Below are 12,551 nucleotides of genomic sequence, written 5' to 3' on the forward strand. Positions count from 1 at the left end.
GCGCCCAGACCCCGCGTTAAGTTTGTTTCGTTTCTTTTGGTGCGTCCTTGACGAAGAACGCCATGAAGACAAGGCCGAGCCCGTTAAAGATCATCTCGATCCCCAGCAGGATGCCCAGCAATTGCAGCAGCACCGAAGGGTCCATTGCAGCAAAGCGCCAGATCAGGATTGCAAGAACAATCGACATGATGCCCGAGACCAGCGTCGCCCAGAAATACTGTGTTCCACGCATCTGGAACGACAGGATCACGCGGGCAATGCCGCCAGCCATGAACAGGATCAGGCAGACGGTTGCCAGTGTCAGCGTTCCTTGCAGTGGGTGATCCAGAAAGGACCAGCCCAGAAACAGCATCACGACACCCATGATAAGTGACAGTATCTTGTTGCCTGTCCCTTCGACTGTGAAGCCGCCAACAACCTGCAATGCGCCCGAAATCAACAGCAACACACCTGTGACCACCGTCACGGTAATTGATGCCACGACCGGTGCGCCCAGCACAAAGATGCCGAACACGATGGACAGAAGTCCAAGCAATAGCCATTTTGTCCAGTCACTCATGTCTTCAATCCCTCAAATATCCAGTTATGAGGGTAGCTTACATCATTTCACGAACGTCTGTCAGCCGTCCTGTGATTGCCGCTGCGGCGGCCATTGCCGGGCTCAGCAGGTGGGTACGCCCGCCCCGGCCCTGACGGCCTTCAAAGTTGCGGTTCGAAGTCGCGGCGCAGCGTTCACCCGGTTGCAACTGGTCGGGATTCATCGCCAGACACATCGAACATCCTGCCAGACGCCACTCGAAACCGGCTTCTTTGAAGATATCCGCCAGACCTTCTTCTTCGGCCTGCGCGCGGACCAGACCCGAACCTGGAACGACCATGGCGCGCATGCCGTCCTTGATCTTTTTGCCTTTCAGAATCTCGGCGGCGGCTCGCAGGTCCTCGATCCGGCCGTTGGTGCACGAGCCGATAAAGACGGTGTCGATCTCAACTTCGCTTAGCTTCTGGCCGGCTTTCAGTCCCATATACTCTAAGGAGCGGCGGGCTGCATCGACTTTGCCGCCTTCGAAATCCTCGGGGTTCGGGACGGTTGCGGTGATCGGCAGAACGTCCTCGGGGCTGGTGCCCCAGGTCACGACCGGCGCGATGTCTTCGCCGCGCAGAGTGATGACCTTGTCGAAATGCGCGTCTTCGTCGGTGTAAAGCGTTTTCCACCATGTCAGAGCCGCTTCCCACTGCGCCCCTTTCGGCGCGTGCGGGCGGCCTTTGACATAGTCGAACGTTGTTTCATCCGGCGCGATCAGACCAGCACGAGCCCCGCCTTCAATCGCCATGTTGCAGACGGTCATGCGTCCTTCCATCGACAGATCACGGATTGCTTCGCCGCAATACTCGATGACATAGCCGGTACCGCCAGCAGTGCCGGTCTCACCGATCACAGCCAGAGTGATGTCCTTGGCGGTCACGCCCGGTTGCAACTTGCCGGTGATTTCCACCTTCATGTTCTTGGACTTCTTCTGGATCAGCGTTTGCGTGGCCAGAACATGCTCAACCTCGGACGTACCGATGCCGTGGGCCAGCGCGCCGAATGCACCGTGGGTCGCTGTGTGGCTGTCGCCGCAGACAACGGTCATACCCGGCAGGGTCCAACCTTGTTCCGGGCCAACGATGTGGACAATGCCCTGGCGCACGTCATTTACCGGGTAGTAGTGAATGCCGAAATCCTTGGCGTTCTTGTCCAGCGCCTCGACCTGAATGCGTGATTCCGGGTTTTCGATCCCATTCACGCGGTCCGGTGTGGTCGGCACGTTGTGGTCCGGTACAGCGATGGTTTTTTCCGGCGCGCGCACTTTACGGCCTGCCATGCGCAGCCCTTCAAATGCCTGCGGGCTGGTGACTTCGTGCACCAAATGGCGGTCGATATAAAGCAGGCAGGTTCCATCATCGGCTTCGTGCGCGACATGGGCATCCCAGATCTTGTCATAGAGTGTCTTGGGGGACATCGGTCCTCTCCCGTATGTAATGAGAAATAGCTGGCGAGTTGGCTCAGGCGACGGATAGGCGCGCCAAAACCGTGCGGGCAGCGCCAAAGAACCGTTCACGCAAGCGCGCGCGATCTTCCAGATTCTGAAGTTGGGCCACATTGAGTCTCATGCGGTTCAGATATACCGCGCCCTTCCGGCAATCAAGGTTCAAAACCAGTGTCAGGCTTGCATCGCCCTGCATTGCTGTCCAAGCTGGCCCCGCAGGAGACGTGCATGAACCAAGACCTGATCCCAAGTACGCTGACCGACCTCTATAACAACATGGTTGCGGCTTTTTCCGCGCAATTCGAGAGGCTGCTTGATCTGATCGTCACGCCGGGCTGGCGACAATATCAACTGCTTATCATCCTGTTGCTGTGGGCGCTGGCTTTGCTGCTGAAATTCCTGACCCAGTCTAGATGGGATGCCTGGGCTCGTTCACGCACGGGATGGCCGAAATGGCGGCTGCGGGTTCTGGTTCAGCTGATGCGGCGGTTGGCGCTGGTCTACTTCATTCTGCTTTCGTGGGCATTGTATCTGACCATGCAGCAGCTCACCTGGCCGTCGCGCAGCTATATTATCGGGGTGATAGCTACGTTGGCGGCGGCGTGGCTGGCGATAGCACTGGTCGCGAGACTGGTCCAAAACCGCACGCTTCGCCGGATTTTCAAGTGGGCAATGTGGATCTACGCAACGCTTGTCGCGCTGAATCTGACGGATGATGTCGCGGGTTTTCTTGACGGTGTCGCAATTTCCATTGGGGACCTGCATATTTCGGCTCTTGGGATTCTCAAGGCAACTTTGCTGATTGGCATCCTGCTGACACTGGCCCGTATCGGCACGCGCGCAGCCGAACGCGCATTGCAAAGCAATGACGACATAACCCCGTCCATGCAGGTGCTGCTGTCAAAAGGCATACAGGTTCTGCTTTACGGGGCAGTCTTTATGGCTGCGATCCGAACGTTGGGGTTCGATCTGACCGGCATCGCGCTTTTGTCCGGCGCCATCGGCGTGGGTATCGGGTTCGGTTTGCAAAAAGTGGTGTCGAACCTGATATCGGGGATCATCATCCTGATGGACCGCTCGATCAAACCGGGCGATGTGATCTCGTTGGGGGATACGTTCGGTTGGATCAATGCACTTGGCGCGCGATATGTGTCGGTCGTAACACGGGACGGGCGCGAGTACCTGATACCAAACGAAGATCTGATTACCAACCAGGTGGTGAACTGGTCGCATTCCGACCGGTTCGTGAGATTGGATCTGGATTTTGGTACCAGCTATGACGACGATCCGCATAAAGTGCGCGCAACCGCAATCAGGGCGGTAAAGGCGGTTGCCCGGGTCCTGAGCGGCGGCAAACATGAACCGGTTTGCCACATCACCGGATTTGGTGACAGCAGCGTGGATTATGTGCTGAGGTTCTGGATCAGCGACCCGACAAAGGGGCTGACCAATATCAGGGGCAATGTCTATCTGGCGCTTTGGGACGCATTCAAGGAAGAAGGTATCTCGATCCCCTTCCCGCAGCGCGAAATCCGACTGTTACCGGACGGCGCAACTGCGCAACAGATCATCACAGAGTAAGCGTCTGTGTACGCGCTGCAGCGCGCATTCATTGAAATGTTGCATTCCCCTTGCTACCTTATTAGTACCCCGGCGCCGGGGTTTCACGGCGCGCAACAAAGGAGGACTATGTCCTGTCTCTACATACACAGGCGGGTTTGCCCGCCGATGATGGGGTCAACATAATGGCCCACTCTCAGTCAATCAGCGACAAGCTGCTTGAACGAATCCTTTCCTCACTTTCCGATGACAAGGCCGAAGACGTCGTGCAGATCAACCTGCAGGGCAAGTCATCGGTTGCGGATCACATGGTGATTGCCTCGGGTCGGTCGACCCGTCAGGTGTCGGCCATGGCGGAAAAGCTGACGGATCGCATCAAGCAGGAATTCGGTTTCACCTCGAAGGTCGAAGGCAAGGATACCGGCGACTGGGTGCTGATCGATACGGGCGACGTCATCGTCCATATCTTCCGCCCCGAAGTGCGTGAATTCTATCAGCTGGAAAAGATGTGGCTGCCTCAGGGCGGCAGCGCCTCGGCGAACTGAGGCGCTATCCCGGCCTGCATTAACAGGCCGGAGGCGAGAGAGATATGCGTATCAGCATAGTTGCGGTCGGGCGATTGCGCGCCGGACCCGAGAAGACACTGCTTGACGATTACCTGACCCGATTTGACCGGACCGGCCGTGCGCTGGGCCTTGGGCCTGCGCAGGTGATCGAGGTTGAAGACAAGAAAAACGCAGGGATGGCAGCCGAGGCCGCGCTGCTGCGCAAGGCCCTGCCCAAAGGGGCGGTGTTGTGCACGCTGGATGAACGGGGGCGTGTCATGTCCTCGCCCGATTTCGCGAAGAAGCTGGGTGATTGGCGCGACGCGGGTCGGCAGGACCTGGCATTTGTGATCGGTGGTGCGGATGGAATTGACCCGGTTCTGCGGACCGAGGCGGATTTTTCCATTTCATTCGGGTCGATGGTCTGGCCCCATATGCTGGTCCGTGTGATGCTGGCCGAGCAACTTTACCGGGCCGCGACCATTCTGTCAGGTGGCCCCTATCACCGGGTCTGACATGGCGCAGCTACTGATTGTCTACCACTCGCGCACAGGCGGTGCCCGGCAGATGGCCGAAGCCGCGGCCGAAGCGGCGCGAGGTGAGGCTGACACAAAGCTTATGCCAGCCGATCAAGCCGGGCCGGACGATCTGTTGGCTGCCGATGGCTACATTTTTTGCGCACCAGAAAATCTGGCGGCAATTTCGGGTCTGATGAAGGAATTCTTTGACCGCTGTTACTACCCGGTGCTGGGAAAGCTAGAAGGCCGACCCTATGCGCAGATGATTTGCGCAGGATCGGATGGTGAAAACGCCGCCCGTCAGATCGCACGGATAGCCACCGGTTGGCGATTAAAAGCTGTTCAGCCTCCGCTGATCATCTGTACTCATGCGCAAACGCCCGAGGCCATTTTGGCCGAAAAGACAATCCCGCAAGACCAACTGGATCAATGCCGCGAGACAGGAGCCGCTTTGAGTGCCGGTCTGGCCATGGGTATTTTCTGAGGGTCAATCCAGTTTGACCACTGTGGTGCCTTCATTCCATCCATCGACGATGCACCGCGCCTGAATTTGCACCTGGGTCATGCCATCGGGAATGACCACCCCGCCCAGAGAGCGGGTAAAGGGTTGTTCGGTTTCGTGAGGATGGAGCAGGACGCGCATTCCCAACTCGTTTCCATCCATATCCAGAACACGCCAGCCGTCGGCGTAATGATCCCAACCCGTATCGGGATGCCGGATCGTCACATCGAACCGCCATGTATCACTGTTTGCACTGGTGAGGACCTGTTCGATTGTTGGCGGGTCGGCAAGGGCAGGGCTGGCCAGTAAGGCGAAGAGAATCAAGTATCGCATCGCACCAGTGTAACCAGTGGGATAGCGCATCGGTATCACGTATCCGTGCTGGCGGCTCGGGCCATCAGTATTTCCCGGGAGTGTGAGGCGAACTCGCGCCGATACAAGACGCCAAACGTGACCGCTGTGCCCAAAATGAGCGCGACAGGTCCAAGAAGCCATGCCAACGACGCCAGTGCAAAATAGGTTGCGCGCAGACCGCGGTTGAAGCTGCGCGCGGCGGTGACACAGATCTCAGCCGCCTGACCGGCGCGGGGATAGGTTTGCGGGTCTTCGGGGTCATTGGGAACTGCAGCCATCAACACGGCGCAGTATCCGAAAAGGCGGTGCGCCCAGACATATTTCAGAAATGCGTTGGCCAGCAGCAATACGACGAAAAGGATTTTGATCTCCCAGACCATTGCCGGGACACTGCCGATGGCAAGGTCAATTGCGACGCCTGCCAGCCTTTCGGTGTTGCCCAGCAAGGCCAGCCCGCCCCCGATGGCAATCATCGTGGTCGACGCGAAAAATGTACTGCCCTGCCGCATGGCCGCCACGACTTGCGCGTCGAACATGCGCGGTTGGCGGGTCACCATCTCGCGCATCCAGTCGCGCCGGTAATCGTCCATCATGAGGGCTACGGATTGCCTCTGCGGTGACGGATGTTCGATTTTCCACCCGATCCACAGCCACGCAACCAGCAGCAAAAGCAATGATGCGTAGTCTAGAGGGGCAAAAAGAGCGGCACGTTCGATCCAGATCATGACCGCGACAGTAAGGTCGGGCATGGGAACTTGCCAGTGCGATAAATTGGTAATATAATTTTACCAAAAGGAGGAATGCCATGGAGATGCCAAAGCCAAGCCCGGATGTTCTGAGCCGGAAATCTGCGCTTGTTGCGCGGCTGTCGCGGGTTCTGCCCGAAGATGCGATCATCCATGACCCCTCCGAAACCCGCGCTTACGAGTGTGACGCTTTGACGGCCTATAAATGCCCGCCAATGCTGGCCGTGCTGCCGTCAAGCACACAGCAGGTTTCGGATGTTCTGCGCATTTGTCATGACGAAAACGTGCCTGTGGTGCCGCGCGGGGCGGGAACTTCACTGGCCGGTGGAGCCTTGCCGACGGCGGATTGCGTCATTCTGGGCGTCGCACGGATGAATGAGGTGTTGGAAATCGACTATGACAACCGCTTCATCAAAGTACAGACGGGTCGCACCAATCTAAGCGTTACCGGTGCGGTCGAGGAAGAGGATTTCTTCTACGCCCCCGATCCGTCTTCGCAGCTGGCCTGTGCCATTGCTGGCAATATCGCGATGAACTCGGGCGGAGCGCATTGCCTCAAATATGGGGTAACAACAAACAACCTGTTGGGCGTGACCATGGTCATGATGGACGGCAGCGTTGTCGAAATCGGTGGTGCGCATCTGGATGCACCAGGTCTGGACCTGTTGGGCGTCATCTGTGGGTCCGAAGGTCAACTGGGTGTGGTGACCGAGGCCACGCTGCGTATTCTTCGCAAGCCCGAGGGCGCACGACCGGTCCTGATGGGTTTTAATGACAATGAGGTTGCGGGGCAGTGTGTCTCGGACATCATCCAATCGGGCATATTGCCGGTCGCGATCGAGTTCATGGATACATTGTGCATCAGGGCCTGCGAAAATTTCGCCCATGCCGGGTATCCCGATTGCAACGCGCTGCTGATCGTCGAAGTGGAGGGGTCTGACGCTGAAATAGATTTTCAGCTTTCGAAAATCATCGAGATAGCAAAACGCCATGACCCGGTTGAATTGCGCGAAAGCCAGTCGGCTGAGGAAAGCGCCAAGATCTGGTTGGGTCGGAAATCTGCATTCGGTGCCATGGGACAATTGAACGATTATATGTGTCTGGATGGCACGATCCCGGTGTCAGCCCTACCAACCGTTCTGCGTCGTATCGGAGAATTGAGTGAGGAGTTTGGGTTGCCGGTCGGAAATGTGTTCCACGCGGGCGACGGAAATATGCATCCGCTGATCTTGTTCGATGCCAACAAACCCGGCGATCTGGAAAAATGCGAAGCTTTTGGGGCAGAGATTCTGAAGCTGTGTGTTGACGAGGGCGGCTGTCTGACTGGGGAACATGGTGTGGGGATCGAAAAGCGGGATCTGATGTCTCATCAATATTCACCTGCCGACCTTGAGGCGCAGATGGCGGTTAAGGACGTTTTCGATCCCAATTGGCTGCTGAACGCGGCCAAAGTGTTTCCGCTCGACGTGTCGGAGCCGCGGCGTATGGCTGCAGAATAAGGGGGTGCCGCCCCCTTGCCCCCGGAGTATTTTGGAAAAGATGAAGCCAATGAGACCTGAGACTGAGGCCGATCTGGCAAAGCTGGTGGTCGGGTTAGAAAACCCTGTACGCATTGTCGGAGGCGGGACGCGTGGAATTGCCAGCCCGTATGCGGAAGTCGAAACCGGAGCTTTGCGCGGTATTACGCTATACGAACCCGGGGCGCTGACCCTTGTTGCACGGGCGGGGACGCCCTTGGCCGAGATCACGGCGACGCTGGAAGCAGAGGGCCAGCACCTGGCGTTTGAGCCGATGGATCATCGCGGATTGCTGGGGACACAAGGTGAACCGACCATTGGCGGCGTCGTCGCGGCCAATATTTCGGGCCCGCGACGGATACAAGCCGGGGCCTGCCGGGATTTTCTGCTGGGGGTACGCTATGTCAATGGGCGCGGGCAGGTGATCAAGAACGGTGGCCGCGTGATGAAGAACGTCACCGGGTACGATCTGGTCAAATTGATGGGCGGGTCCTGGGGTACTTTAGGGGTTTTGACCGAGGTCTCGCTGAAGGTGCTGCCCAAACCGGAACGCGCCGCAACACTATCTGTTGGAGTTCGGGATGCTGGAACTGCGGTTCGGGTTCTGTCCGCTGCGCTGAGATCGCCGTTCGAGGTAACGGGGGCCGCGTATGATCCCGACGCCGGGAAAGCCCTGCTTAGGGTCGAAGGCTTCACGGACGCGGTCGCATATCGCACAGGCAGATTGACGGCTGAACTGTCCCGGTTTGGAGAGATTTCAGAGGAAGCGGATGCAGACACGCTTTGGGCTGGTATCCGCGATGCTCATCCGTTTCAGGGGCAGGACGGGGATGTCTGGCGGCTTTCAGTAAAACCCGGAGATGCGGCCGAAGTTTCAGCGCGTGCCGAAGCGGATCAGTTGCTTTTCGACTGGGGCGGTGGGCTTGTCTGGCTGCGCGTCCCGAAAGGTACGGATCTGCGCGCGCGTCTGGGTGTGTTTTCTGGCCACGCGACACTTGTACGAGCGGATGCAGAAACAGTCGCGCGACTGGGGCGTTTTCAACCGGAGAACGCGGCCGTCTCGAGCCTGACAAAGGGGTTGCGCGCTAAGTTTGACCCACGTGGATTGTTTAATCCGGGGCTGATGGGATAGGTTTATGCAGACATCATTCTCAGAACGGCAGCTGCAAGACCCGGCAACCAAGCGCGCGAACGAAATTCTGCGCAATTGCGTCCATTGCGGATTCTGCACGGCGACTTGTCCGACCTATCAGGTTCTTGGCGACGAGTTGGACAGTCCGCGCGGGCGCATCTATCTGATCAAGGATATGCTCGAAAACGAGCGGCAGCCCGATGAAAAGACGGTCAAACATATCGATCGGTGCCTGTCCTGTCTGGCTTGCATGACCACTTGCCCATCTGGTGTGCACTATATGCATCTGGTCGATCACGCGCGGGAATATATCGAGGCGAATTACAAACGCCCTTTGGCGGATCGTATTTTGCGTTGGGTTCTGGCGCAGATCCTGCCCTATCCGATGCGCTTTCGCTGGGCCCTGATCGGGGCGAAACTGGGTCGCCCGTTCCGGTTTTTGATGCCAGATGCCCGTTTGCGTGCCATGCTGGACATGGCGCCCAAGAACATTCCGCCGGTCAGCCGTAACGATGACCCTCAAAGCTTTGCGCCCGAAGGCGAGCGGAAAATGCGGGTGGCCCTGATGACGGGCTGCGCTCAGAAAGCGCTGAATACTGACATTAATGACGCCACGATCCGTCTGCTGACCCGGCTGGGATGTGAGGTTGTGGTGGCTGAGGGTGCTGGATGTTGTGGAGCGCTGACCCATCACATGGGCAAGGTGAAAGACAGCCACGCAGCCGCAATCGCCAATATCAGGGCCTGGATTCGCGAGATGGACGGCGACGGATTGGACGCCATCGTGATCAACACCTCGGGCTGTGGGACGACGGTCAAGGATTACGGGCATATATTCCGGAACGACGCGCTCTCGGTCGATGCTGCGCGGGTCTCGGGTATCGCGATGGATATCAGTGAGCTGGTTATGAAGCTGAAATTGCCCGAAGGGCGTGATCAGGACCTTACAGTTGCGTATCACGCAGCCTGTTCGCTGCAGCATGGGCAGAAGATCAAGACCTATCCCAAAGACCTGCTGAAACGTGCCGGGTTCAAAGTGGTCGAGCCCGCCGACAGCCATTTGTGCTGCGGTAGCGCAGGGACTTACAACCTGATGCAGCCGGAAATCTCGGGTCAGTTGAAGCAGGGTAAAATCAGGACACTTGAAGTCAAGAAACCTGATATCATCGCAGCAGGCAATATCGGTTGCATGATGCAAATCGGGTCCGGCACCCAAGTGCCAGTCGTTCATACGGTCGAGTTGCTGGATTGGGCAACAGGGGGGCCGAAACCACCCGCGTTGCAACGGGCAGGAGACTCTGTTCCAATTTTGCGATAAGCCACTCTGATGCCGCCCCGCATCATTTCCTCAGGAAATTCACCTGAACACCGAACGCCCTATTTTTGCCCAACGTGACACGTAGGACAAAAGCTTCAGAGTGAGTCCCCGGAGACCCGAGTGCGCAAATGGATTAAGGCGATTGTTCTTTGTGCTTTGCCGATGGCGGCTACAGCACAGGACACCAGGCTGGAAAGCCTGGAGACCTCGGATTCCGGGCGCGAATGGATGGCTGTCGGGCGTCTGGATATTGCCGGAAAAGGGTTCTGCACCGGAACGCTTGTGTCGCCGACCCTTGTGCTGACAGCGGCGCACTGCCTGTTCGACAAGGTGTCCGGGCAGCGGGTGAACCCGTCCGATATCGAATTTCTGGCCGGGTGGCGGCTGGGCCGCGCTTTGGCTTATCGAACGGCAAGACAAGCTGTAATTCACCCGGATTATCAATTCAGTGCCGAGTCGTCGACGGACCGTGTCGGCTCGGATGTCGCCCTGATCGAGCTTTGGCAGCCGATCCGCAACACATCGGTCATTCCGTTTGAATCAGGAGATCAGCCGCGCCGGGGTGCGGAAGTGGGCGTAGTGTCATATGCACATGACCGGTCAGAAGCGCCATCGTTGCAACAGGTTTGTTCGGTCATGAACCGGCAGGCAGGCGTTATGATCATGTCCTGCGACGTCGACTTCGGATCTTCAGGAGCACCGGTTTTTTCCTTTACAGGCGCGCGCCCTCAGATCGTGTCGGTTGTGGCGGCAAAGGCCAGCATGGATGGCCAGAGCGTTGCGATTGGAACTGCGGTTGAACATTCGCTGCAATTGCTGCGCGACGAGCTGTCTGCCGGGCACGGATTTGGATTGTCGACCTCCGGTTCAGGGACGGGCAAGAACGTCGGTGCAAGGTTTATCCGGCCATGACCAAGGTCTTTCTAAGTCTGCTTTTGGGCCTGAGTGTTCTGGCGACCGCATCCCACGCGCAAGCCAACAAACGCAAGCTGACAGACCGGGACGACCTTTATGGTTGGGAAGCAATCGGGCGGCTGGATGTGCGCGAAGAGTCCTATTGCACAGGTACTCTGATCGCGCAGGACATGGTGCTGACCGCTGCCCATTGTGCTGTAGACCGCCGTACCGAGGAAACATACGCGCCCGAAGACATCACGTTTCGTGCGGGTCTGAGCAACGGCAGCGCGTTGGCCGAGCGTCAGATTACGCAAATTGCCGTTCTGCCCGGCTACGCTTCAAATAACCCGCTTTCGCACGAAGGCGTTCGGATGGATGTCGCCCTGATGCGGCTGAATGAGCCCATCCCGTATTCGATTGCCGATCCTTTCGTGTTGCACAGCGGGCGAGTTTCGGGAAACGAGATCAGCATAGCCTCGTATGGGCGCGGACGATCCGAGGCGATCACGCGGGAAAGGTCGTGCCGCGTATTGGATCGCAGGCAGGGCCTGATCACTTTTGATTGCGACGTCACCTTCGGGTCTTCCGGATCCGCCATTCTGGCAAAAAACGGCTCGCGCTGGCAGGTTTTGTCCGTGGTTTCAGCGGTAGGCACGAACGGTCGCAGAAAGGTGGGGTTCGGCATGGAGCTTGACGAGATAGTGGCCGAACTCAAGTCTATCATGCGGCGCGATGCGCCAAAACCAACGGCTACGATCCGCCGGTTACAGGCTGGGTCCGGCACGTCCGGGTCTGGTGCGAAATTCATCAGCTCCGGCGGGGGTTGAACTCGGTCAAATCGCTTCCCATGTCACTGATATCGGATCGCCACAACGGGGTCCGTCATTAACATTGGTCCGTCCAGCCGGAGGGCCAGATCGTGAATCGCTCAAGACTGAGGATATGACACATGCGTACATTTGATTTTGCACCGCTGCACCGCGCCACCATTGGCTTTGACCAGATCGCCGACATGATGGATCGCGTTCTGACCAATGATGTGGCACAGCCAAGCTATCCGCCCTACAACATCGAAAAAACCGATGTCGACACGTACCGTATCTCGGTGGCCGTCGCTGGTTTTTCGGAAAGCGACCTGTCCGTTGAAGTGAAAGAAAACTCGCTGGTTGTTGCGGGTAAGAAGGCATCCGAGGACAAGAGCCGCAGCTATCTGCATCGCGGCATCGCAACCCGCGCGTTCGAGCGTCGTTTTGCGCTGGCCGATCACGTCCGTGTCACCGGCGCAAGTCATGAAAACGGAATGCTGAACATCGACCTGAAGCGCGAAGTGCCCGAGGCCCTGAAACCGCGCCGGATCGAAATTACCTCGGCCAAAGCCATCGAAAAAGATGTGGTTGACGCCAAGGCCGTGAACTGAGGCTTTGAAAGCCTAGCG

General features: G+C 57.8%; 15 protein-coding genes. 10 read left to right on the forward strand and 5 right to left on the reverse strand.

The features are described from left to right. Positions 1-16: 16 nt before the first annotated feature. The 3 genes from AC2FPW_RS00800 to AC2FPW_RS00810 are packed head-to-tail and all read right to left on the reverse strand — an operon-like array spanning position 17 to position 2,139. Complete coding sequence (locus AC2FPW_RS00800) at positions 17-559, reverse strand: HdeD family acid-resistance protein (protein ID WP_496812269.1); 543 nt, start codon at positions 557-559, stop codon at positions 17-19. 37 nt (positions 560-596) lie between these two features. After that, positions 597-2,000 carry a 3-isopropylmalate dehydratase large subunit gene (gene leuC, locus AC2FPW_RS00805; protein ID WP_496812270.1) on the reverse strand — a complete coding sequence of 468 codons (1,404 nt, stop codon included), beginning with the start codon at positions 1,998-2,000 and terminating at the stop codon, positions 597-599. 43 nt (positions 2,001-2,043) lie between these two features. Beyond that, positions 2,044-2,139 carry an isopropylmalate isomerase gene (locus AC2FPW_RS00810; protein ID WP_245220657.1) on the reverse strand — a complete coding sequence of 32 codons (96 nt, stop codon included), beginning with the start codon at positions 2,137-2,139 and terminating at the stop codon, positions 2,044-2,046. A gap of 116 nt (positions 2,140-2,255) precedes the next feature. On the opposite strand from AC2FPW_RS00810, the gene AC2FPW_RS00815 reads away from it, so the two are divergent. The 4 genes from AC2FPW_RS00815 (at position 2,256) to AC2FPW_RS00830 (ending at position 5,134) form a co-directional block, all read left to right on the forward strand. Continuing rightward, positions 2,256-3,608, forward strand: a complete 1,353-nt coding sequence (locus AC2FPW_RS00815; protein WP_267365897.1) for a mechanosensitive ion channel family protein — start codon at positions 2,256-2,258, stop codon at positions 3,606-3,608. 164 nt (positions 3,609-3,772) lie between these two features. After that, positions 3,773-4,132: a ribosome silencing factor gene (rsfS, locus tag AC2FPW_RS00820; protein ID WP_209599225.1), complete on the forward strand. Its 360-nt coding sequence runs from the start codon at positions 3,773-3,775 to the stop codon at positions 4,130-4,132. Between the two features lie 44 nt (positions 4,133-4,176). After that, positions 4,177-4,647: a 23S rRNA (pseudouridine(1915)-N(3))-methyltransferase RlmH gene (gene rlmH, locus AC2FPW_RS00825; protein ID WP_480623305.1), complete on the forward strand. Its 471-nt coding sequence runs from the start codon at positions 4,177-4,179 to the stop codon at positions 4,645-4,647. Position 4,648: 1 nt separating this feature from the next. Continuing rightward, positions 4,649-5,134 carry a flavodoxin family protein gene (locus tag AC2FPW_RS00830; protein WP_496812271.1) on the forward strand — a complete coding sequence of 162 codons (486 nt, stop codon included), beginning with the start codon at positions 4,649-4,651 and terminating at the stop codon, positions 5,132-5,134. Positions 5,135-5,137: 3 nt separating this feature from the next. Here AC2FPW_RS00830 and AC2FPW_RS00835 read toward each other — a convergent pair whose 3' ends face one another. Beyond that, positions 5,138-5,485: a hypothetical protein gene (locus AC2FPW_RS00835; RefSeq protein ID WP_496812320.1), complete on the reverse strand. Its 348-nt coding sequence runs from the start codon at positions 5,483-5,485 to the stop codon at positions 5,138-5,140. Positions 5,486-5,520: 35 nt separating this feature from the next. Next, entirely contained in the window at positions 5,521-6,231 is a 711-nt protein-coding gene (locus AC2FPW_RS00840) for a DUF599 domain-containing protein (RefSeq protein WP_496812321.1), read from the reverse strand. An 80-nt stretch (positions 6,232-6,311) separates the two neighbouring features. Here AC2FPW_RS00840 and AC2FPW_RS00845 point away from each other — a divergent pair, with 80 nt between their 5' ends. The 6 genes from AC2FPW_RS00845 (at position 6,312) to AC2FPW_RS00870 (ending at position 12,533) form a co-directional block, all read left to right on the forward strand. Further along, positions 6,312-7,751, forward strand: coding sequence for an FAD-linked oxidase C-terminal domain-containing protein (locus AC2FPW_RS00845; RefSeq protein WP_496812272.1), 1,440 nt, complete (start codon positions 6,312-6,314; stop codon positions 7,749-7,751). Positions 7,752-7,800: 49 nt separating this feature from the next. Further along, entirely contained in the window at positions 7,801-8,901 is a 1,101-nt protein-coding gene (locus AC2FPW_RS00850; protein ID WP_496812273.1) for an FAD-binding protein, read from the forward strand. Between the two features lie 4 nt (positions 8,902-8,905). Continuing rightward, a complete protein-coding gene (gene glcF / locus AC2FPW_RS00855) occupies positions 8,906-10,219 on the forward strand; it encodes a glycolate oxidase subunit GlcF (protein WP_496812274.1) in 1,314 nt (437 codons plus the stop codon). A gap of 120 nt (positions 10,220-10,339) precedes the next feature. Further along, positions 10,340-11,131, forward strand: a complete 792-nt coding sequence (locus AC2FPW_RS00860) for a trypsin-like serine peptidase (RefSeq protein ID WP_496812275.1) — start codon at positions 10,340-10,342, stop codon at positions 11,129-11,131. Beyond that, on the forward strand, positions 11,128-11,943 hold the full coding sequence (locus tag AC2FPW_RS00865; RefSeq protein ID WP_496812276.1) for a trypsin-like serine peptidase: 816 nt from the start codon (positions 11,128-11,130) through the stop codon (positions 11,941-11,943). Before AC2FPW_RS00860 ends, AC2FPW_RS00865 begins: the two co-directional genes overlap by 4 nt. Before the next feature lie 122 nt (positions 11,944-12,065). After that, on the forward strand, positions 12,066-12,533 hold the full coding sequence (locus AC2FPW_RS00870) for an Hsp20 family protein (RefSeq protein ID WP_209599221.1): 468 nt from the start codon (positions 12,066-12,068) through the stop codon (positions 12,531-12,533). The last annotated feature ends 18 nt before the right edge of the window (positions 12,534-12,551 follow it).

The organism is Ruegeria sp. SATB027 (assembly GCF_059613825.1).

Coding starts and splice junctions, on each gene's coding strand:
- rsfS (WP_209599225.1), top strand. CDS start 3,773: ATGGCCCACTCTCAGTCAATCAGCGACAAGCTGCTTGAACGAATCCTT.
- AC2FPW_RS00840 (WP_496812321.1), bottom strand. CDS start 6,231: ATGATCTGGATCGAACGTGCCGCTCTTTTTGCCCCTCTAGACTACGCA.
- AC2FPW_RS00850 (WP_496812273.1), top strand. CDS start 7,801: ATGAGACCTGAGACTGAGGCCGATCTGGCAAAGCTGGTGGTCGGGTTA.
- AC2FPW_RS00870 (WP_209599221.1), top strand. CDS start 12,066: ATGCGTACATTTGATTTTGCACCGCTGCACCGCGCCACCATTGGCTTT.
- leuC (WP_496812270.1), bottom strand. CDS start 2,000: ATGTCCCCCAAGACACTCTATGACAAGATCTGGGATGCCCATGTCGCG.
- glcF (WP_496812274.1), top strand. CDS start 8,906: ATGCAGACATCATTCTCAGAACGGCAGCTGCAAGACCCGGCAACCAAG.
- AC2FPW_RS00845 (WP_496812272.1), top strand. CDS start 6,312: ATGGAGATGCCAAAGCCAAGCCCGGATGTTCTGAGCCGGAAATCTGCG.
- AC2FPW_RS00830 (WP_496812271.1), top strand. CDS start 4,649: ATGGCGCAGCTACTGATTGTCTACCACTCGCGCACAGGCGGTGCCCGG.
- rlmH (WP_480623305.1), top strand. CDS start 4,177: ATGCGTATCAGCATAGTTGCGGTCGGGCGATTGCGCGCCGGACCCGAG.
- AC2FPW_RS00800 (WP_496812269.1), bottom strand. CDS start 559: ATGAGTGACTGGACAAAATGGCTATTGCTTGGACTTCTGTCCATCGTG.
- AC2FPW_RS00835 (WP_496812320.1), bottom strand. CDS start 5,485: ATGCGATACTTGATTCTCTTCGCCTTACTGGCCAGCCCTGCCCTTGCC.
- AC2FPW_RS00815 (WP_267365897.1), top strand. CDS start 2,256: ATGAACCAAGACCTGATCCCAAGTACGCTGACCGACCTCTATAACAAC.
- AC2FPW_RS00865 (WP_496812276.1), top strand. CDS start 11,128: ATGACCAAGGTCTTTCTAAGTCTGCTTTTGGGCCTGAGTGTTCTGGCG.